At 63.3% G+C, this 18,157-nt stretch carries 20 protein-coding genes; 8 read left to right on the forward strand and 12 right to left on the reverse strand.

Annotated elements, in window-relative coordinates:
* Nucleotides 1-26: 26 nt before the first annotated feature.
* From C442_RS12870 to ahaH, 11 genes are all read right to left on the reverse strand, one after another.
* Nucleotides 27-419, reverse strand: a complete 393-nt coding sequence (locus C442_RS12870) for a DUF6276 family protein (RefSeq protein WP_008311097.1) — start codon at nucleotides 417-419, stop codon at nucleotides 27-29.
* A gap of 56 nt (nucleotides 420-475) precedes the next feature.
* On the reverse strand, nucleotides 476-1,168 hold the full coding sequence (locus C442_RS12875; protein WP_008311098.1) for a V-type ATP synthase subunit D: 693 nt from the start codon (nucleotides 1,166-1,168) through the stop codon (nucleotides 476-478).
* Nucleotides 1,169-1,276: 108 nt separating this feature from the next.
* Nucleotides 1,277-2,029 carry a bacteriorhodopsin gene (locus tag C442_RS12880; RefSeq protein WP_080504310.1) on the reverse strand — a complete coding sequence of 251 codons (753 nt, stop codon included), beginning with the start codon at nucleotides 2,027-2,029 and terminating at the stop codon, nucleotides 1,277-1,279.
* 93 nt (nucleotides 2,030-2,122) lie between these two features.
* Entirely contained in the window at nucleotides 2,123-3,541 is a 1,419-nt protein-coding gene (locus tag C442_RS12885; RefSeq protein ID WP_008311102.1) for an ATP synthase subunit B, read from the reverse strand.
* 2 nt (nucleotides 3,542-3,543) lie between these two features.
* On the reverse strand, nucleotides 3,544-5,304 hold the full coding sequence (locus C442_RS12890; RefSeq protein WP_008311104.1) for an ATP synthase subunit A: 1,761 nt from the start codon (nucleotides 5,302-5,304) through the stop codon (nucleotides 3,544-3,546).
* Nucleotides 5,305-5,306: 2 nt separating this feature from the next.
* The gene (locus C442_RS12895) at nucleotides 5,307-5,630 is read right to left on the reverse strand and encodes a V-type ATP synthase subunit F (protein ID WP_008311106.1); all 324 of its coding nucleotides are present in this window, start codon (nucleotides 5,628-5,630) and stop codon (nucleotides 5,307-5,309) included.
* Nucleotides 5,627-6,700 carry a V-type ATP synthase subunit C gene (locus C442_RS12900; RefSeq protein ID WP_008311108.1) on the reverse strand — a complete coding sequence of 358 codons (1,074 nt, stop codon included), beginning with the start codon at nucleotides 6,698-6,700 and terminating at the stop codon, nucleotides 5,627-5,629. The genes C442_RS12895 and C442_RS12900 overlap by 4 nt, the downstream gene beginning before the upstream one ends.
* Nucleotides 6,697-7,281 (reverse strand): V-type ATP synthase subunit E, encoded by a 585-nt coding sequence (locus C442_RS12905; RefSeq protein ID WP_008311110.1) that lies wholly within the window; start codon nucleotides 7,279-7,281, stop codon nucleotides 6,697-6,699. Before C442_RS12905 ends, C442_RS12900 begins: the two co-directional genes overlap by 4 nt.
* A gap of 22 nt (nucleotides 7,282-7,303) precedes the next feature.
* Nucleotides 7,304-7,567 (reverse strand): F0F1 ATP synthase subunit C, encoded by a 264-nt coding sequence (locus C442_RS12910; protein ID WP_008311113.1) that lies wholly within the window; start codon nucleotides 7,565-7,567, stop codon nucleotides 7,304-7,306.
* A 218-nt stretch (nucleotides 7,568-7,785) separates the two neighbouring features.
* Nucleotides 7,786-10,038, reverse strand: coding sequence for a V-type ATP synthase subunit I (locus tag C442_RS12915; RefSeq protein WP_049942975.1), 2,253 nt, complete (start codon nucleotides 10,036-10,038; stop codon nucleotides 7,786-7,788).
* Nucleotides 10,025-10,357, reverse strand: coding sequence for an ATP synthase archaeal subunit H (gene ahaH, locus C442_RS12920; RefSeq protein ID WP_008311117.1), 333 nt, complete (start codon nucleotides 10,355-10,357; stop codon nucleotides 10,025-10,027). The genes C442_RS12915 and ahaH overlap by 14 nt, the downstream gene beginning before the upstream one ends.
* A gap of 115 nt (nucleotides 10,358-10,472) precedes the next feature.
* On the opposite strand from ahaH, the gene C442_RS12925 reads away from it, so the two are divergent.
* The gene (locus C442_RS12925) at nucleotides 10,473-11,093 is read left to right on the forward strand and encodes a methyltransferase domain-containing protein (RefSeq protein ID WP_008311118.1); all 621 of its coding nucleotides are present in this window, start codon (nucleotides 10,473-10,475) and stop codon (nucleotides 11,091-11,093) included.
* Nucleotides 11,094-11,278: 185 nt separating this feature from the next.
* Here the strand turns inward: C442_RS12925 and C442_RS12930 are convergent, their stop codons facing one another.
* Nucleotides 11,279-12,511 carry a DUF7096 domain-containing protein gene (locus C442_RS12930; protein WP_008311119.1) on the reverse strand — a complete coding sequence of 411 codons (1,233 nt, stop codon included), beginning with the start codon at nucleotides 12,509-12,511 and terminating at the stop codon, nucleotides 11,279-11,281.
* Between the two features lie 155 nt (nucleotides 12,512-12,666).
* On the opposite strand from C442_RS12930, the gene C442_RS12935 reads away from it, so the two are divergent.
* From C442_RS12935 to C442_RS12965, 7 genes are all read left to right on the forward strand, one after another.
* The gene (locus C442_RS12935) at nucleotides 12,667-13,761 is read left to right on the forward strand and encodes a helix-turn-helix transcriptional regulator (RefSeq protein ID WP_008311120.1); all 1,095 of its coding nucleotides are present in this window, start codon (nucleotides 12,667-12,669) and stop codon (nucleotides 13,759-13,761) included.
* 85 nt (nucleotides 13,762-13,846) lie between these two features.
* Nucleotides 13,847-14,638 (forward strand): electron transfer flavoprotein subunit beta/FixA family protein, encoded by a 792-nt coding sequence (locus C442_RS12940; protein ID WP_008311121.1) that lies wholly within the window; start codon nucleotides 13,847-13,849, stop codon nucleotides 14,636-14,638.
* A complete protein-coding gene (locus C442_RS12945) occupies nucleotides 14,638-15,588 on the forward strand; it encodes an electron transfer flavoprotein subunit alpha/FixB family protein (RefSeq protein ID WP_008311122.1) in 951 nt (316 codons plus the stop codon). Before C442_RS12940 ends, C442_RS12945 begins: the two co-directional genes overlap by 1 nt.
* Nucleotides 15,589-15,649: 61 nt before the next feature.
* Nucleotides 15,650-16,492 carry a polyprenyl synthetase family protein gene (locus tag C442_RS12950; RefSeq protein ID WP_004594002.1) on the forward strand — a complete coding sequence of 281 codons (843 nt, stop codon included), beginning with the start codon at nucleotides 15,650-15,652 and terminating at the stop codon, nucleotides 16,490-16,492.
* Between the two features lie 51 nt (nucleotides 16,493-16,543).
* Nucleotides 16,544-17,107, forward strand: coding sequence for an AAA family ATPase (locus tag C442_RS12955; RefSeq protein ID WP_008311125.1), 564 nt, complete (start codon nucleotides 16,544-16,546; stop codon nucleotides 17,105-17,107).
* Entirely contained in the window at nucleotides 17,104-17,526 is a 423-nt protein-coding gene (locus tag C442_RS12960) for an RNA-binding domain-containing protein (RefSeq protein ID WP_008311126.1), read from the forward strand. The genes C442_RS12955 and C442_RS12960 overlap by 4 nt, the downstream gene beginning before the upstream one ends.
* Nucleotides 17,523-18,146 (forward strand): HAD family hydrolase, encoded by a 624-nt coding sequence (locus C442_RS12965; protein ID WP_008311128.1) that lies wholly within the window; start codon nucleotides 17,523-17,525, stop codon nucleotides 18,144-18,146. The genes C442_RS12960 and C442_RS12965 overlap by 4 nt, the downstream gene beginning before the upstream one ends.
* The last annotated feature ends 11 nt before the right edge of the window (nucleotides 18,147-18,157 follow it).

The following is an 18,157-nucleotide window of genomic DNA, read 5'->3' on the forward strand; positions in this document are numbered from 1 at the left end:
GCGTGTCGTTCGCACGTTCAGTTCTGTTATAACAACTGTTCCAGTTGCCGACGACGACGGCCGAGGTCGACATGGGCCGCCTCTCCGTAGCTGGCGTCGAGGCGGTCCAGTACCAGTAGCGGGTCGACGCCCTCGCGCTCGATTCGTTCCAGCAACGCAGTGATCTCCTCCCGGTGCATCGCCAGCGAATCGAGCAGGCCGACGAGCAACACCAGTGGGACCGCAACGCCGTCGTTATCGGGAATCGAACTGTCGAGACCAGTAAAATCCGGGACAGCAGTGGGCGGCTCCGTTTCCGGTTGGAGGGCTAAACAGGACCGGCAGACGCTGGCTCCCGGTGCGTTCCCGGGGAGGAACTGCTGGAGGTCGGCCGGGACTGGGAACGAAACGAGGTCGCCACCGCAGTCGGGACAGGACATACTCAAGCACGGACGGGAAAGCGCAAAAACGATACCGGTCAGGACGGACTCCCCGATCAGTCGTCAGCAGTGACCGCTTCGGGCTCTTCTTCCGATTCTTCTTCGGCCGCGAGCGCGTCCTCTTCCTCTTCCTTCTTGGCTTTGATCTTCTTCATGCGGAAGATCTCCTCACGCTCCTGTTCTTCGAGTTTCTGCTCGATGTACTCCTGATTGTCGTAGAGGTCGGGCAGGAGCTTGAATTCGAGGGCGTTGACACGCCGCTTCGTCGTCTCGATCTCTTCGAGCATCTTCTTCATCGCCGTCTCGACTTCGGCGGCGAGGATGATGTTCTCGAGCAGTTCCTCGTAGGCCTCGGCGGCCTCGTCGATGCGGGCCGAGGTCCCCATGACGCCGTAGCCGCGTTCGTCCAGTGACTTCCGGACCTTGCTGGACTCGATCTGCGGGACGACGACGCCCATGATGTTTTTCGACTGGGTCGTCAGTTCCGGGTGTTCTTTCAGTGCTGCGGCGGCCCCGCGGACGGCCACGTCGCCTTCCATCGCCCGGGCCATGTTGATCGCGCGCTGGGCCCGTTCGTAGGAACCGTCGAGGTCTTCACGGACGTCCTGGGCCTGGTCCAGAATGTCCATGAACTCCATGATGAGGCCGTCACGCTTCTTCTCCAGCGTGTCGTGCCCACGCTCGGACAGCTCGATGCGGTCCTCGATCTGCATCAGATTCTTGCGCGTGGGTTTGACGTCCTTAGCCATTACGGGTCTTTTTTCGACGTAGGCAGTTAACGGTTTCCAGTTATTTCGGTTCGAGCGCCGCCGCTTCCGGATCGACACCCAAAAAACGAAGTCGGCGAACGGCAGTCGTTAGTCGTCTGCAGGCGTTGCGCCGGTGCTGGTCGACTCCGCAGCGCCGTCAAGCACGCCGTGGCTACGGAGCAGGATGATACCGAAGCCGACCTTGGCGACGAGGTCGATGACCATGAAGCCGGCCGTCTCGATCCCAATACCGACGAGGCCGAGTCCTTCACTGCCGACGAGCCACCAGACCGGGTAGACCAGCCACACGACCGTCACGAGGTTGCGCAGCGTCTTGAACGTGCTCCGCGTGTCACTGGGCAGGTCTGCGACCCGGCCGGACAGCGAGGCGAACAGGAAGTACAGCAGGACCAGCAGGAAGGCGGTGCTGATACCCCACCAGACCAGCCGTTCCGCGCCGGCCGACAGCACGCCGCTCCCTGCGCTTAGCGTCGCGACCACACCGGTACCGATCATCAGCACGTCGAGGCTGACGAGCGAGGCGATGGTGTTGCGGTCTGCCCCTGCAAGCAGTCCGAGGTCATACAGCAGTAACGGCGTCGTGAACAGCCAGTCGGTGTATCGCGCCCAGTAGATGGGGTGTTCCGACCCGCCGAACTCGATGAACGTCAGGCCGAACCCGAGTGCCATCGCGAGGTAATTCACGAACGCGATTGCCGTGATCAGTATTGTCGCGATGTAGAACTTCTGGCGTCGGGTGTCGGTTTCACCCCAGCCACGCGCGATGAAGTATAGCATGCCGAGGAACATGCCCGCTGTACCTAACCACAGCCATATCGCTTCACTCCCTGGTTCTGGCATAGTGCACGCTAGTATAGGAGGTCAACGCTAAACAGTCGCGTACCCAAAATATGTGGTAAAAATTGCGAACGGCCGTGAGATATAGGGCCGTTGTCAGGCTTCGGCTTCGACAGTTTCGGCGGCCTCGTCTTCGCGGTAGTGCTCCTCGATGAGGTCCTCGTCGATGCGGTTCAGCGCATCCTTCGGGAGCATCGAGAGCAGGTCCCAGCCGAGTTCGAGCGTCTCGTCGATACTGCGGGCCGTGTCGGTCCCCTGGTCGACGAACTCCTCCTCGAAGCGGTCGGCGAAGTCCAGGTACTTGTTGTCCAGTTCCGACAGCGCCTCGCGACCGACGATGTTCACGAGGTCGCGCAGGTCCTCACCTTCCGCGTATGCGGCGAAGATCTGGTCTTTCACGTCGGCGTGGTCGGCGCGAGTCAGCCCCTCGCCGATACCGTCGTCCATCAGCCGCGACAGGCTTGGCAGGACGTTGATTGGCGGCGAGATACCCTGGCTGTTGAGGTCGCGGTCGATGTAGATCTGCCCTTCGGTAATGTACCCGGTAAGGTCCGGAATCGGGTGCGTGTCGTCGTCGCCCGGCATCGTCAAGATCGGCAGCTGGGTCACGGAGCCTTCGCGGCCCTGAATCCGACCGGCGCGTTCGTACAGTTGCGCCAGGTCGGTGTACATGTATCCGGGGTAGCCACGCCGGCCCGGGACCTCCTCACGCGCGGCACCGATCTCGCGCAGTGCCTCGCAATAGTTGGTCATGTCCGTCAGGATGACCAGGACGTGGTAGTCCTTCTCGAAGGCAAGGTACTCGGCGGTGGTCAGCGCCAGCCGCGGTGTAATCGTCCGCTCGACGGCCGGGTCGTCCGCGAGGTTCATGAAGACGACGGAGCGTTCCAGCGCGCCGGTGCGCTCGAAGTCGTCCATGAACTCGTTTGCCTCTTCGGCCGTGATACCCATCGCGCCGAAGATGACAGCGAACTCGGAGCCTTCGTCGTCGCCGCCTTCCTCCTCTTCCGGCACTGTGGCCTGTCGCGCGATCTGCAGCGCCAGGTCGTTGTGTGGCAGGCCGGAGGCGGAGAAGATCGGCAGTTTCTGGCCACGGACGAGCGTGTTCATGCCGTCGATGGCCGAGACACCGGTCTGGATGAACTCCTCGGGGTACTCCCGGGAGTAGGGGTTGATCGCCTCGCCGACGATATCGAGGCGCTCGTCGGGCACGATTTCCGGGCCGCCGTCGATCGGCTGGCCGGTCCCGTCCATGACCCGCCCGAGGAGGTCCTCGGTGACGGGCATCTTCATCGTCTCGCCGAGGAAGCGAACCGAGGCATCGCGGTCGATACCCTCGGTCCCCTCGAACACCTGGATGGCGACGTAGTCGCTCGCGGATTCGAGCACCTGGCCACGGCGGGTCTCGCCGTCGCTGAGCTCGATTTCGACGATGTCGTCGTAGCCGACCGGTTCGTCGGTCTCGACGAACACCAGCGGTCCGCTGATCTCCGTGATTGTCTGATACTCTTTCATTGTTAGTACAGCTCCCGCAGTTGAGACTCGATGTCGTCTTCGAGGTCGTCGATGTACTCGTTCCAGTCCTCTTGGACGCCGATACGGTTGAGCCGCGGCGCGGCGTCGATGTCGGTAATCTCCTCGACGGGGACACCAGCATCCAGCGCCTCGAAGGCCGCATCGTTGTACGTCTTGGCAGCGTCCATGATGCGGTAGGTCTTCTCGGGCTCACAGAACGTGTCCACGTCGTGGAAGGCGTTCTGCTGGAGCCACGCCTCGCGCAGGTAGCGGGCGATCTCAAGCGTCAGCTGCTGGTCCTCGGGCAGCGCGTCCTTCCCGACGAGCTGGACAATCTCCTGCAGTTCCGCTTCCTCGTCCAGCGTGTCGATGGCCCACTGGCGCGTCTCCGGCCAGTCGGCCCGGACGTTGTCCTCGAACCACGGGTCGAGCTGGTCGCGATACAGCGAGTACGACTCGTTCCAGTTGATAGAGGGGAAGTGCCGGCGTTCGGCCAGGTCAGCGTCGAGCGCCCAGAACGTCTTGACGATACGCAGCGTGTTCTGGGTGACCGGCTCGGAGAAGTCCCCGCCAGGCGGCGAGACGGCCCCGATGACCGAGACGGACCCCTCGGTGCCGTTGATGTTCTCGAAGTAGCCGGCGCGCTCGTAGAACTCGCTCAGTCGAGCGGAGAGGTACGCGGGGTACCCTTCCTCGCCCGGCATCTCCTCGAGTCGCGAGGAGATTTCACGCATGGCCTCGGCCCACCGGGAGGTGGAGTCGGCCATCAGCGCCACGTCGTACCCCATGTCGCGGAAGTACTCCGCGATGGTGATCCCCGTGTACACGCAGGATTCGCGCGCCGCGACGGGCATGTTCGACGTGTTGGCGATGAGGCAGGTCCGGTCCATCAGCGCGTTGCCGGTGGTCGGGTCCTCAAGCTCCGGGAAGTCCTCAATCACTTCCGTCATCTCGTTGCCACGCTCACCACAGCCGACGTAGACGACGATGTCCGCGTCGGCCCACTTGGCGAGCTGGTGCTGGGTGACCGTCTTCCCCGAGCCGAACGGGCCGGGGATGGCGGCCGTTCCGCCCTTCGCAATCGGGAACAGGCCATCGAGCACGCGCTGGCCCGAGATGAGTGGTTCCGTCGGGGTTTCCTTCTCGACGGTCGGTCGCTGCTGGCGCACCGGCCACTCCTGGTGCATCTGGATCTCCTCGCCGCTGTCCAGTTCGACGACCGTCTCTTCGACGTTGAAGTTGCCCGATTCGATGGCGACGACCTCGCCGCCCTCGGAGTCGGGCGGGACCATCACCTTGTGGTCGATACTCGGCGTCTCGGGGACGGTGCCGACGATGTCGCCGGCCTCGACCTCGTCGCCTTCCGCGACTTCAGGGGTGAACTCCCAGGTCTTCTCCAGGTCGATACCCGGCGCGTCGACACCGCGGTCGAGGAACGCCGACCCCATCTTCTCTTCGAGCACGTCGAGCGGGCGCTGGACACCATCGTAGATGGCGTCGAGCATGCCCGGCCCGAGGTCCACGGAGAGGGGCGAACCTGTCCCTTCGACGGGTTCGCCGGGGGAGACGCCGGAGGTCTCCTCGTACACCTGAATCGTGGTGATGTTTCCTTCGATCTCGATGACCTCGCCCATCAGCCCTTCCGAGCCGACGTAAACGACGTCGTTCATCCGGGCGTCGAGGTCCCGAGCCGTTACGACCGGTCCCGAGACGCTTTCGATAATGCCGTCCTCGCGGACGTCTGTGTCTGTTGCTTGACTCATGGTTAGTCCTCGTCCATCAGGTCGATACCGATGGCTCGCTTGATCTGTTCACGCAGTCCGCCGCTCCCAGTGCCGCCGCCGAGCGTGACCATCACCGGCTCGACACTCGTCTCCGCGTCCTGCCTGACACCGCGTGAGAGATGCGACAGGTCGTCGTCGTGCATCACGACGATGCCGACGTCGTCGTCGTTGAGCATCTCCTCGACGGCGTCGTCGAGCTGCTCGTCTTTCTCGTCGGCAGGCACGTCCGCGAACTTGCGGACGCCCGCCAGCCGGAAGCCCGTCGTGAACTCCGGGCTTCCGATGACAGCGATCTCCTGGCTCATAGGATCACCAGCTCCTGTTCGATTTCGTCGGGGCCGAGGCCGGCCTCGCGACCGCGGGCGATCGCCCGGATGTTGTCGACCTCGCGCTCCTTGGCGAGGACGTAGGACAGCACCGGACAGACCGACAGCGGATAGCGGTTCGAGAGCCGGTCGGCGTATTCGAGCAGCGCCGCGTCCAGCGCCCGCTCGAAGTCGATGAGGTTGTCGGCCTCCTCAAGCGCCGACAGTGCCTGATCGAGGTCGTCGCCGTACTTGCTCTCGCGGACGGCACTGACCAGCTGGTCGAGGTTCGTCGACAGCTGTGCGACCTCCTGTGCGTCGAACAGCTGGCCGCCCTCGATGAAGTACTCCGAGGGGTCGATATCCGCGCCGCTGCGGGCCAGCCGGAGCGCGTTCCGGAGGTTGCGGAAGTCGACTTCCGTCTCCAGGAACTCGACGTACAGCCCGGTCGGGCTGTCGATCTCCGGATTGTCCGGTAAGCCGGACAGCAGTGTTTCGTAGAAGGCGCGGTCCAGCGCGTTCTCAAGTGGCACGAGAACGCCGCTTTCCTCGTACACGTCGAACGCTTCGGCCAGCGTGTCACCGAAGATGGTGTCGTCGAGCAGCTCGACGACCTCCTCGATAGAGCCGGCGTTCAGCAGGTCCTCGATACGTCGGTCGGTGAACTCGCCGGCCCGGATGAGGTCGTCCTCGACCTCGGTCCGCTCCGCGTCCGAGTAGAGCCCGCGAATGACGGTCTTGACGTTCCACACGTCGAACTTCCGCAGGTAGCGGGCGATGTAGTCGTACAGCGCCCCCTCGGACCAGCGAAGCAGGTCGTCGAAATGTTTCGCGAGGTTGCGGTTCAGCGAGTACTCGACGAGGTCGACGCCGTCGTACCGGGAGCCGAGCGCGTTCATTTCGGTCTCGTACTCCGTCTCCTCCATGAAGCGGGCGATTTCGCCCGTCCCCATGCGGACCAGCTTCCGGTAGTCGTCATCGTCGAACAGGGACGCGCTGCGGGCACGAACCCGTGCGATGACGTACTCGTAGTTGCTTCCCTGGCCGCTCGTTCCCGTTCGCGAACTCATTGGTCTTCGAACAGGCGGTCGCTAATTGCTTTCAGGTTGTCCTCCCAGACGTCCTCAAGGATGGAATCGAACGTGTTGTTCACACGGACTCGTGACTCGCCGCTCTCGACGACGACACCGCCGAGGCAGTCCCGCTCACCGGCGTACGTCGCGCCGTCGTAGTCATCGAGTACATCCTCGAGAAGCGACTGGTCCGACGCACGGCCGTACACCGACAGCTCGTCGCTGTCGTCGAATTCATCGACGGCGGCGTCAAGCAGTGCGCGTGTCAGTTCCTCTCGTCTATCCCCTTCGAGGGCCGCAAGCGCGTCCTCTACGTCGCCGTGAACGTCTTCGAGGATGTCACGCCGGGCGTTGAGTCGAGCCTGTTTGGCCTCGAGCTTCGCGGAGGAGAGTCGCTGCTCTCGCTCCTGCTCGATGGTCCGCTCGACCTCGGCCTCGCGTTCCTCGTGGATCTGCTCGGCGTCGGCCTCGGCGTCGGCGATAATCTCCTCGGCACGTTCGTCGGCCGCGTCGCTAATCTCCTGAGCACGCGCGCGGGCCTCGTCGCGGATATCCTCTACGACTGTTTGAAGGCTCATTATTGGAAAAGGGAGAGAGTGGTTAACCGAGGATGAAGACGACGACCAGCGCGAGAATGACGAGCGTTTCCGGCAGGACTGTCAGGATGAGCCCACGGCCGAACATGCTCTCGTCTTCTGCGATTGCGCCGACGGCGGCGGCCCCGATCCCACGTTCCGCGTATCCCGAACCGAGCGCAGCCAGCCCGACAGCGAGGGCTGCAGCAGCTTCTCCCGGGATAGCCGGAGCAGCGGCGCCACCTTCTTGCAGTACAGCGTTGACAACGAGTGCGATAGTTTCTATCATGTTGTTGAGATCCTCTCTGAGGTTGCTCGTGTCCGAACAGGCGTATGTGACTCCACGGACTTCATAAAGCTTCCCAAAACACTTCGTCAAGATGCTGTTCCGTGGGTTTAGCCGCGCTCTCAACCACGGTTGTCATCTGGTACCAGCCCCCGAGTACGCGACGGTAGGGCAGTAGCTACCGGAGTACCGACAAATATCGGAAGTAAGGTCGATAGCGGTCAGTCGTCAGTGGTGTAGGTCCGCTCGTAGCCGAACGGGTTGTACCGCTTGCCGCCGCCCTCGAAGAACTTGCCGAAGAACTCCACGTATTCGAGACGCACACCCTGTAGTCCGGCACTGGTGATACCCAGTACGAGGACGAGGAGGTGCCCCAGCACAAGGACGAGCAGTCCACCGACGAGACCAGCGATGCCCGAGTGCATCAGGCCTCCGAACATGACCTCTGTGACTTCGTGGCCGTGGTAGACGCCTTCCTCGAGGTAGTAGCTCGGTGCGTGACTGATACCGAAGTGCCACGCTCCGTCGTCCGTGACGAACACACCGAAGAACAGCAGATTGACCACGAAGGCCATCCCGGCCTTCGCCAGGAGTACTGCTGCCAGTCGCGTGTACGACAGCACGTTCACGAACACGTTGAGGAACTCGACGACTTCGATGGGGTCAGCGAGCGCCAGCAACACGAGGCCAGCGAAAAACACCAGCAACCACGCTGATATCGGGAACCCACCGACACTGAACAGGTCGATAGCCGGGAGCCCGGCGAAGCCGAGCGGGAACGGGTTCCCGGCAAAGATGCCTTCCTCAGCGGTGTAGAGGAAGTCCGGTGCCGAGCCCGCTGCGCCGGAGAACACCCAGGCCCAGAGGCCAAACAGCATCAGGAGCCAGGAGCCGCTCTCGGTGACGGCGTCCCAGAGGCCGTGGTTCAGGTTCTCGATGAAGTCGAACGTCCAACCCACAGCGAGGTGGAGCATCCCGGCCAGCAGACTCAGCGTCAGCCACCCGATCGCGTACTCGCCGTACGCCGGCTGCAGTCCCTTGTGGAACGGCGCCCCTTCGAACCCGAGGGCAGGCCACACGACGTTCGAGATTGTGTGCAGGCCGAAGATCTCGCCGTACAGCAGGCCAAACAGCATCGTGAATCCACCGGCCCACATTCCGACACCCCCGAGGCTTTTCAGCACATCGCTGTCAACCGCTGAGTACAGCCCGTAGCCGAGCGCGAGGTACAGCAGTCCATACCCGACGTCACCGATCATGAACCCGAAGAAGGCCGGGAACGTCAGGAAGAAGGCGACCGTCGGGTCGAACTCGCCGTACTTCGGCCGGTTGACGACCTCGACGAGGTCCTCGAACGGCTTGACGCCTTTCGGGTTGTCCTGAATGACTGGCGGCGCGTCGTCACCCATCGTGATGACGCCACCGTCAGCGACGGTTTCCTGCGGTTGGCGCTCGCTCTCCGGTTCGGGAGCATCGACGGAGCTTCCGACGGGTTCGCCGCCGTTGCCGCCTTCCCGCTCGACTTCTTCGTGGGACTCTGCGTGCCCCTCGCTGTCGTACTCGGCGATTTCGATCCTGTCGATGTCGACGGTATCGCCGACGGCGCCTGAAAGGGCCCGCTCGAATGCCTCAAAACGATCGTTCGGAATCCAGCCCTCAGCGATGAAGGCGTTTTCCGTCGTCGCGAAGGTGAGCGGCGCTTCGCCCTTCTGGGCCTCGATAGCCAGTTTCTCCTCGGCCGCGAGCAGGAACCCGGCGTGGTCGAGACGGAGTTCGTTGAGTTCGTCCTCGACGGTCGAGAGCTTCGATTCGAGCTGTTGTTTCTCGTGTTCCAGCTCTTCGAGATACGCCGTCGGGTCGCCGTCGCCCTCTGGGATTTCGAGTCGGGAGAACGTCGCCCCGACGAGCGCGTCTTGCAGGGCGTCTCCGTCGGCCTGTGCGAACACGGCGACGACGCCGTCCTCGGTGAACAGCTCGAACGTCTCAACGTCGCTATCTGCGAGGACAGCCTCGATCTCGTCGCTGTCGCCCTCGCCGACGACGACGGACAGCGAGTCGTAGCCACGGAGCAGGTCGAGGTCGATGCCGAGCGTGACGAACGGCGCCATCGTGTTGATACGGTCCTCGACGGCCCGGAGTTCGTCACGGACCTCGTCGCGCCGGTCGTCGAGTTCGTTGACCTCGGTTCGGACTGTTTCGAGTTGGTCCTCGATCGCGTCGTCTGTGACGACCCGCGTCGGACCGGCGTCCTCATCGCTGACACCGAGAATGGACTGCAGCGAGCGGACCGTGACGAGTTTATCGGCGACCTCGTTGGTTCCGTCGAGCGAGTTCCCGGGTTCGAATCCGTCCCAGGAGCCGTCGTACTCGGTGACGTGGAGCATATCGAGGTCGTGGACGGCCTCGATAGTTTGCTCCATCGCGCGTTTCGACCCCGTCACCGAGACGCGGCACATCTTCTCAGGTCTGAGCATGCACCGCCTCCTCGAACAGGTCTGTGACGTATTCGACTACCTCGTCGATCTGTTCACTGGCCTGCTGTTCGAGGTCGTCGCGAGCGCTCTCGCCGTCTTCGATGATCTGCTCGCGCTCGGCCTCGATCTCTTCGCGAGCCGCTTCGAGACGGTCCTCGGCGGCCGTCTCGGCCTCTTCTCGCGCGGATTCGCGGATCTCCTCGGCCTCCTCGCGAGCCTCCGCGATGCGGTCTTCGCGGTCTTGTTCGGCCTCTGCGACGATCTCGTCGGCCTCCTGCTCGGCCTCCTGTATCCTGTCAAGAACTTCTGGCCGTGGCATTCTCTAATCATGTGAGCGTTGCCAGAGCGGCTATTTGGTAGTTGCGAAGTTTCCCCGTGTGATAGAGCGGCCAAAATCCGGGGAATTATGACCGCCAAGTCCTAAGCCGGCAGTAATGGGAGTCCTCGAGAACAAGGCCCGCGCGCGGACGTTCTACAAGTATCTCTCGAAGGTGTACGACCAGATCAACCCCTTCATCTGGGACGAACGGATGCGCGACGAGGCGATCGCGATGCTCGATCTTTCGCCCGACGACAAGGTCCTCGATGTCGGCTGTGGCACCGGCTTCGCCACCGAAGGGCTGCTCGAACACGTCGATACGGTGTACGGGCTCGACCAGAGCCCCCACCAGCTCTCGAAAGCTTTCGAGAAGTTCGGCAAGTTCGGCGACGTACGCTACCATCTCGGTGACGCCGAGCGACTCCCGTTCAAGGACGACAGTTTCGACGCGGTGTGGTCCTCGGGGTCCATCGAGTACTGGCCCAACCCCGTCGACGCGCTGGCGGAGTGTCGCCGACTGACCAAACCCGGTGGCAAGGTCCTCATCGTCGGCCCCGACTACCCGAACTCGACTGTCTTCCAGAAGATGGCCGACGCCATCATGCTGTTTTACGACGAAGAGGAAGCCGACCGGATGTTCACTGAGGCCGGGTTCGAGGAGTTCGAACACCACATCCAGCAGTCCCGACCAGGTAGTCCCCGAGCGATTACGACGATTGCAGAAGTACCAGAGTAAGCCCTTCGGCCACGAGCGAAGCGAGTGGCCGCTTTTTCGCCCACGTTTTTGCGGTGAGCGGTGACCGAAGGTCACCCGAACCCGAAAAAGGTGGTCCGGCAGTCCCGACCAGGTAGTCCCCGAGCGATTACGACGATTGCAGAAGTACCAGAGTAACAGCGACCATAGAGCCGCTTTCTTCCGTGCTACGCCGATCCACTGACGGGAACCTGTACTCGGTCGCCGTCCTGTGTGGTGACGGTAACCGTGTACTCTCCGCGGGGTTCGACAGTCCAGAGAGAGCCGTCTGTACCGGTCGTCCCGATCCGTTTACCGTTTATCCTGACAGTCGCATCCGCCGTGGATCCCGTACTGTTGTCGCTGACCGTGACGAGCAGCGGTCCGGACTCGAAGGACTGCTCGACTCGGACGCGAACTGACTGGTTCACGTTCGTCGCTACTTCCGACCGGTCGACTGTCGTCAGTTCGAGGTGCTGGGTTTCGTAGAAGACATTCGTCGTGCCGCCGTCGAGATAGGCCGTTAGCTGTCCGTTCGAGTGATCGGCCTGAATCTGGTAGATGGCACTCCGGCCGTATGTCTGAACGGACGGGTACTGCTCGCTGTAGAGCCACGGGTAGAGGGTCTCCGCCCGCGTGTTGACCGCACCGAGAGAGTCGTTGGTCTGGGTGAACTGATCGACTGCCGTCTGTTCGCGGTCCTGTCCCAGATACGTCTCACGCGTGTACTGGCCGTCCGCGACTGTCGACAGCATGTACCCCTCAGATGAGACCTCAACGTACACCGCGTTCGGCTCAGCCTCACCGGCGGTTTCAGCACTGATACGCTGGCTTATCGGGCCGCGATACGTCTTGAGCACGCCTCTGTTGTTTTCCAGCCGGAAGCGCTGGGCCGGTGAGAGTGAGTAGTCCGGTGCGGTGCCGGCGGTCGCCCGAATCCGGTCGAGTCGGGTTGCCAGTTGACGTGACTCTGCGTCGAGCAGCGCCCGCTGTCGCAGGAACTCCCTAGCGGTTATCACACCGCTGGCGTACTGCTGGATTGCGGCCTGATTCCGTTGTTCCAGACTCGTCCGCTGGCTGTCGATATCAGTCAATGTCTCGTCGACGAGGCGGTCGCGGGCGGCCTCGCTGTCCTGCTGGAAGAACTTCCGTTCGAACGTCGTCGTCGCGTAGTCGCTCCGCAGGTCACTGGATCCGGCTGCAACCGCGACGCCGACATCGATCGACGATTGGTTGTACGTCGTCGACCTGACGTCGCTGGCCGGGATAGTGAGATGGTTCGTCGTGTTGTCGACAACCGTGACCTGTGGCAACTGATCGCTGCCGTCAGCGGTCTGAGACGGCGAGGCGAACCCAGTCACTGGGGCAGCCACGGAGACGACCATGAGGAGGATCACACCGACTGCGGGGAGGGGACGCATTCAGCATCGCATACTCGCCCACCGTACAAAAATCTCCCCATTCTCCATGTATCAATAATGACCTGAGAAGCCACGAGACCTTTCAAAGCGCCCGCTGACGTTTTATTCTCGGATGGAAAGGGTTTTGCCCCCAGAACGTTCATCGGTGAACGAGAATGACCCCGCGGGTATCAGGTGCCCTCCTCCTTGTCCTGTTTGCCCTGTTGGCGACCCCGCCGCTTGCGACAGCGGCGGCAACAGATACCGTCCCCGCCCAGCAGACGACCGGGACGCCGGCACCGGTCGCGGAGAACACGACGTTCGCTCTCCAGATCCAATCGAACGGCGATGCCAAGTGGACGATAACAGACACCTACGCGCTCGACGAATCCGAAACTGAGTCGTTTAGAAACACCGGTGAGCAGTTCGCCAGCGAGGACACCGAGGCAGTGTGGCTGCCGTCGTTCCGGGAGGCGAGCGACGAGGCCAGTGCCGTCACCGGCCGCGAGATGGAGATTACCGACGTCGACCGTCGGTACGAGGTGTCAGACCGCAAGGGGCAACTGATCCTCGAGTTTACGTGGACGAACTTCGCAGTCGTCACCGGCGAGAACATCGTCGTCGGGGACGCGTTCAATTCAACGGACGGTACGTGGTTCGGGACGCTAACTGCGGACCAGCGACTCGTTATCTCGCCACCGCCTGAGTACGGGGTGGAGAGCGCCCCGAGCGCCGTCGACGACGGAAAGCTGATTTTCGAGGGGCGACGGACGTTCGAGCCGGGGTACCTGTCCGTCGTTTACACTGGCGAACAACCGACTACCCAGACGCCGGCAGAAACCCCTGGATCGATGTTCGGCGGCGTCGACTCGACCTGGATCGGCGGGGTCGTGCTGATGGTGCTGCTCGTCGGGGCCGTCGGTTACATGTTCAAGACCGGATACACTGACGCGCTGCCATCGGTCGCTGCCGGGACCGACGACGACGGAGACGACAGTGCCGGGACGGCAGCCCCGGTGAGCGACACCGCAGCCTCGGACGACGTCGACGTCGAACTGCTGAGCGACGAGGAACGCGTCGAACGGCTCCTGGAAGAAAACGGCGGACGGATGAAGCAGGCTCGCATCGTCTCCGAGACCGGGTGGTCGAACGCGAAGGTGTCGCAGTTGCTCTCAGCGATGGACGAGGAGGGCCGCATCGACAAACTCCGTATCGGTCGGGAGAACCTCATTTCGTTCCCGGACGAAGAGATCACCGACTTCGACGAGTAACTGTCCGGACTATTTGACTGTAAACGAGCCGGGCGTGGTTTCTGGTTCGAAAACGTTTATTCGCTGTCCGGTCGGACGTCTCAGCATGAAAATCCTTGTCACGGTGAAGGAGGTGGCAGCCGTCGACGACGAGTTCGAGATCGACGGACTCGCTATCGACGACCGGTACGTCACAGCCGACCTCAACGAGTGGGACGAGTACGCTGTCGAAGCGGCCGTCCAGATAAAGGAGGCCCACGACGACGTCGAGGTCGTCACCGCCACTATCGGCCCGTCCGAGACGGACGAAACGATCCGGCAAGCGCTGGCGAAAGGGGCCGACCGAGCGATCCGTGTCTGGGACGACGCACTCGATGACGCCGGCCTGCTGGACCCCGAAACGAAGGCCCAAGTGCTGGCCGCCGTCGCTGCCGAGGAAGACCCCGATCTGGTGCTGACCGGTGTCCAGTCCGCCGACGACGGGTTCGGGGCGACCGGCGTCACGCTGGCCGACAAACTCGACATGGAGTGGGGCGCTGTCGTCAACGATCTCGACCTCGATCTGGAGGCAGGTGTCGCCAGCGTCCACCGAGAACTGGAAGGCGGCGTCGAGGAACTCACCGACATCGAGATTCCGGCCGTCCTGACGATACAGACCGGGATCAACGACCCACGCTACGCGAGCCTTCGGGGCATCCGGCAGGCCCAGAGCAAGGAGCTCGCGGAGTACAGCCTGGCGGACATCGGCCTCGACGCGGCCGGGATCGAGAGCCCGCTGGAACAGACTTCGCTGTACGAGCCTGAAACCGAGGGCGAGGCGACGGTGTTCGAGGGGAGTCCCGAGGAAACGGCGACCGAGTTGGCTGAACTGCTCGCGGAGAAGGGGGTGACCAGCTAATGTCAGTTCTCGCTATCGCCGAACACCGGCGCGGGGAGCTCCGCCCAGTGAGCCTGGAACAGTTAGCAGCCGGTCGCGATCTCGCCGACGAACTCGGCGGCGAGCTACACACCGCCGTCATCGGCGGTGACGTCGAGGCGTTCGGGGCGGAGCTGAACCGCGAGGGCGTCGACACCGTCCACACCGTCGATATCGGCGAGGAGTTCAACCACGACGTGTACACGCAGGTCGTCACCCAGCTGGCCACGGAGCTGGACCCGACCGTCCTCCTGATGCCAAACAGCGTCAACGGCCTCGATTACGCGCCAGCGGTCGCTAACCGGCTGGACCGGCCGCTCGTGACCGACGTGGTCGATATCGACGCCGAGGACGGCCTCACTGCAACCCGAGAACTGTACGGCTCGAAAGCCGAAACGACAATCGACGTCCACGCCGACCAGGCGGCCGTGACCATCCGTCCGGCCGAGTGGCCGACCATCGAAGCGGACGGGGATGCTGCCATCGAAGCGTTCGACGCGACCATCGACGAGAGCGCCGTCAGGTCTACCGTGAAAGGCTTCGAGGAGGTCGGCGGTGGTGACATCGACATCACGGACGCGGACGTGCTGGTGTCCGTCGGCCGCGGTATCGAAGAAGAGGAGAACCTGGATATCATCCACGACCTCGCCGAGGCGCTGGACGCGACGGTGTCGGGTTCACGGCCACTCATCGACAACGGCTGGCTGGCGAAGGACCGTCAGGTCGGCCAGAGCGGGAAAGTCGTCACCCCGGACGTGTACATCGCTATCGGCATCTCCGGGGCCGTCCAGCACGTCGCCGGGATGAAGGGCTCGGACACGATTGTCGCCATCAACACCGACCCGAACGCGCCGATCTTCGATATCGCCGACTACGGCATTCAGGATGACCTGTTCGAGGTCGTCCCGGCACTCATCGAACAGTTCAAGTAGCCACCACACACTGAATCGCGGGTGACAAGGTACTTTTTATGGTAGTCCTAAGGGAGCGGTAATGGAGTATCTCGAGCGCCGGCGGGACCGGGTCGAGGAGCGGTTGGAGGCTGTCCTCGACAGCGTGGAGCCGGACGAACTCGCAGACGAAGTGCGTCATGTGGCGCTTTCCGGGGGGAAGCGGGTGCGGCCGACGGTGACAGTGCTGGTGTGTGAGGCGCTGGGTGGGGAGCCGGCCGATGCCGTCGATTTCGCGGTCGGCATCGAACTCGTCCACAACGCCTCACTGGTCATCGACGACATCATCGACGAGTCAGAACTCCGGCGGGGGTCCCCGGCTGCCTGGGAAGCCTTCGGCCACGGCCCGGCCATCATCGCCTCCGACGGCCTGCTCGGTGAGGCATTCAATCTTTTCTCGACGGACGAGCGCGCCATGCAGACCGTCTCCGAGTCGATGGTCGAACTGGGCGAAGGCGAGGCGATGGAACTGGTCGCGGAGCCCTCTAACGAGAAGGAGTACATGGAACTGGCCCGCCGAAAGACCGGGGCGCTGTTCCGCGCTGCGGCGGAACTTGGCGCTATCGCCGCCGACTCGGACCCGTACACGGTCGAGGCGGTCGGCCAGTACGCCGAACGGGTCGGCGTCGCCTTCCAGATGCGTGACGACGTACTCGATGCGACGGCCGACGCCGAAACGCTGGGCAAGCCGGCCGGGACCGACGCGGAGATGGAGCGGCCGTCGCTGGTGGAAGTGACGGAACTGACGACCGAGGAGGCAAACGAACGAGCGCGGGCCGAGTCCGACGCCGCGCTGGAGTCGCTGTCGACTATCGACGCCCCGGAATCCCAGTCGATGGAGTACCTGCGGGACCTCGCGGAGTTCGTCGTCGTCCGCGAGCGGTGAGGACCGATCCGAACGAGAGGGCTTTTGCCCGCTGCTCGATTACGCCCGGCAATGACAGTTATCGGTATCGTCGGGCTGCCGGGCAGCGGGAAAAGCGAGGCAGCGAACGTCGCCGCCGAGATGGGCGTGCCGGTCGTGACGATGGGCGACGTCATCCGCGAGGAGTGCCGTGACCGCGGGCTCGACCCCGCATCGGACCACGGGACGGTTGCAAAGGCGCTCCGGGCGGAGAACGGTCCCGCCGCCATCGCCGAGCGCTCGCTACCGATGATCGAGGCGGAACTCGAATCGAACGACACCGTTCTCGTCGACGGTATCCGGTCGGATGTGGAAGTCGAGGCGTTCGAGTCGGCGTTCGGCGACGGGTTCCTGCTCGTCGAGATAGACGCCCCGTTCGAACTGCGGGCCGACCGCCTCGACCTCCGTGGGCGGGACACCTCGGCGGAGGACGGCGGCGAATCGCTTGAAGACCGCGACGCTCGCGAACTCGGCTTCGGGATGGGCGAGGCCATGGAGATGGCCGACCTGACCATCGAGAACACGGAGACGCTGGCCGCGTTCCAGCGGACCGTCCGCACACTGATTCGGGACGGACCGGAGGCACTCGACCAATGAGCGCCGTCTACTCCGTCGACATCCGAATCGAGGCCCCCGTCAACGACACTGAAGTGACCGACCGGGTCGCTGACGCGGTCCGGAACCTCTTCCCTGAGGCCGACCCGACTCACCAGCAGGGTACACTCGTCGCCGAAGTCCACACGATGGACGGGTTCTCCGAGCTGCTCCACCGACGGGAAATCCTGGATACAGCCCGGTCGGTCTTCTTCGATAATCTGGAGGAGGACACCTTCGCGTTCGACGTGAAGAAGCAAGCGGCGTTCGAGGGGCGTATCAACTTCGCGGTCGGTGACCCCTCGGAACTGGGCGATATCCATGTGAACGTGACCGTCCACGAACCGACGGCCGAGGAGTACATCGACTACGTCGCGCCGCCGACCGAGGACGGCCAGCCGGTCTACGACGAGGAGACATGACGACGACCATCTGTTTCGACCTCGACGACACGGTCGTCCACTACCCGGAGCCGTACAAGAACATCATCCGCCGGACGGTCGAGGCCCACGGTATCGAGTACACGGACGAACTCCGGGCGGTTAGCAAAGACGCGTTTTATACGGCCTTCGAGGCACTGGAACCGGAGCCGTACCGTCAATCTATGGCCGCCGTCGTCGAGGCGGCCGGAGCGGACGCCGACCTCGATGCGGTGGTCGAGACACTCAGAGAGACCGAGTACGCGTCGACGACCGTACCCGACGCGGCCCGGGATAGCCTGACCGCACTCGCTGCCGACAACCAACTCGCGATCGTCACCAACGGCGTCCGGGAGCGGCAGGTCGGCAAGCTCGACAACCACGGGCTGACCGACCTGTTCGACCGCTTCGTCGCCTCCTACGAGGTCGGCGCACACAAACCGGACAGCGCGCCGTTCGACCGGGTCCGGGAGGAACTACCGGCCGACGAGTATGTGATGGTCGGTAACGAGTACGAAACCGACGTTGAGGGCGCCCGCAACGCCGGTTTCGTACCGATTCACTACGAGTCGGGCGACGACGGCGGGCCGGACCTCTGGGATTCTATCGACGCGCTGGTGTAGCACATACAACT

Source organism: Haloarcula amylolytica JCM 13557 (assembly GCF_000336615.1).
GTDB lineage: Archaea > Halobacteriota > Halobacteria > Halobacteriales > Haloarculaceae > Haloarcula > Haloarcula amylolytica.

What these genes read in the sequence shown, in the direction of transcription:
- C442_RS12870 (WP_008311097.1), bottom strand. Translation starts at nt 419, where the DNA reads ATGTCCTGTCCCGACTGCGGTGGCGACCTCGTTTCGTTCCCAGTCCCG.
- C442_RS12875 (WP_008311098.1), bottom strand. Translation starts at nt 1,168, where the DNA reads ATGGCTAAGGACGTCAAACCCACGCGCAAGAATCTGATGCAGATCGAG.
- C442_RS12880 (WP_080504310.1), bottom strand. Translation starts at nt 2,029, where the DNA reads ATGCCAGAACCAGGGAGTGAAGCGATATGGCTGTGGTTAGGTACAGCG.
- C442_RS12885 (WP_008311102.1), bottom strand. Translation starts at nt 3,541, where the DNA reads ATGAAAGAGTATCAGACAATCACGGAGATCAGCGGACCGCTGGTGTTC.
- C442_RS12890 (WP_008311104.1), bottom strand. Translation starts at nt 5,304, where the DNA reads ATGAGTCAAGCAACAGACACAGACGTCCGCGAGGACGGCATTATCGAA.
- C442_RS12895 (WP_008311106.1), bottom strand. Translation starts at nt 5,630, where the DNA reads ATGAGCCAGGAGATCGCTGTCATCGGAAGCCCGGAGTTCACGACGGGC.
- C442_RS12900 (WP_008311108.1), bottom strand. Translation starts at nt 6,700, where the DNA reads ATGAGTTCGCGAACGGGAACGAGCGGCCAGGGAAGCAACTACGAGTAC.
- C442_RS12905 (WP_008311110.1), bottom strand. Translation starts at nt 7,281, where the DNA reads ATGAGCCTTCAAACAGTCGTAGAGGATATCCGCGACGAGGCCCGCGCG.
- C442_RS12910 (WP_008311113.1), bottom strand. Translation starts at nt 7,567, where the DNA reads ATGATAGAAACTATCGCACTCGTTGTCAACGCTGTACTGCAAGAAGGT.
- C442_RS12915 (WP_049942975.1), bottom strand. Translation starts at nt 10,038, where the DNA reads ATGCTCAGACCTGAGAAGATGTGCCGCGTCTCGGTGACGGGGTCGAAA.
- ahaH (WP_008311117.1), bottom strand. Translation starts at nt 10,357, where the DNA reads ATGCCACGGCCAGAAGTTCTTGACAGGATACAGGAGGCCGAGCAGGAG.
- C442_RS12925 (WP_008311118.1), top strand. Translation starts at nt 10,473, where the DNA reads ATGGGAGTCCTCGAGAACAAGGCCCGCGCGCGGACGTTCTACAAGTAT.
- C442_RS12930 (WP_008311119.1), bottom strand. Translation starts at nt 12,511, where the DNA reads ATGCGTCCCCTCCCCGCAGTCGGTGTGATCCTCCTCATGGTCGTCTCC.
- C442_RS12935 (WP_008311120.1), top strand. Translation starts at nt 12,667, where the DNA reads ATGACCCCGCGGGTATCAGGTGCCCTCCTCCTTGTCCTGTTTGCCCTG.
- C442_RS12940 (WP_008311121.1), top strand. Translation starts at nt 13,847, where the DNA reads ATGAAAATCCTTGTCACGGTGAAGGAGGTGGCAGCCGTCGACGACGAG.
- C442_RS12945 (WP_008311122.1), top strand. Translation starts at nt 14,638, where the DNA reads ATGTCAGTTCTCGCTATCGCCGAACACCGGCGCGGGGAGCTCCGCCCA.
- C442_RS12950 (WP_004594002.1), top strand. Translation starts at nt 15,650, where the DNA reads ATGGAGTATCTCGAGCGCCGGCGGGACCGGGTCGAGGAGCGGTTGGAG.
- C442_RS12955 (WP_008311125.1), top strand. Translation starts at nt 16,544, where the DNA reads ATGACAGTTATCGGTATCGTCGGGCTGCCGGGCAGCGGGAAAAGCGAG.
- C442_RS12960 (WP_008311126.1), top strand. Translation starts at nt 17,104, where the DNA reads ATGAGCGCCGTCTACTCCGTCGACATCCGAATCGAGGCCCCCGTCAAC.
- C442_RS12965 (WP_008311128.1), top strand. Translation starts at nt 17,523, where the DNA reads ATGACGACGACCATCTGTTTCGACCTCGACGACACGGTCGTCCACTAC.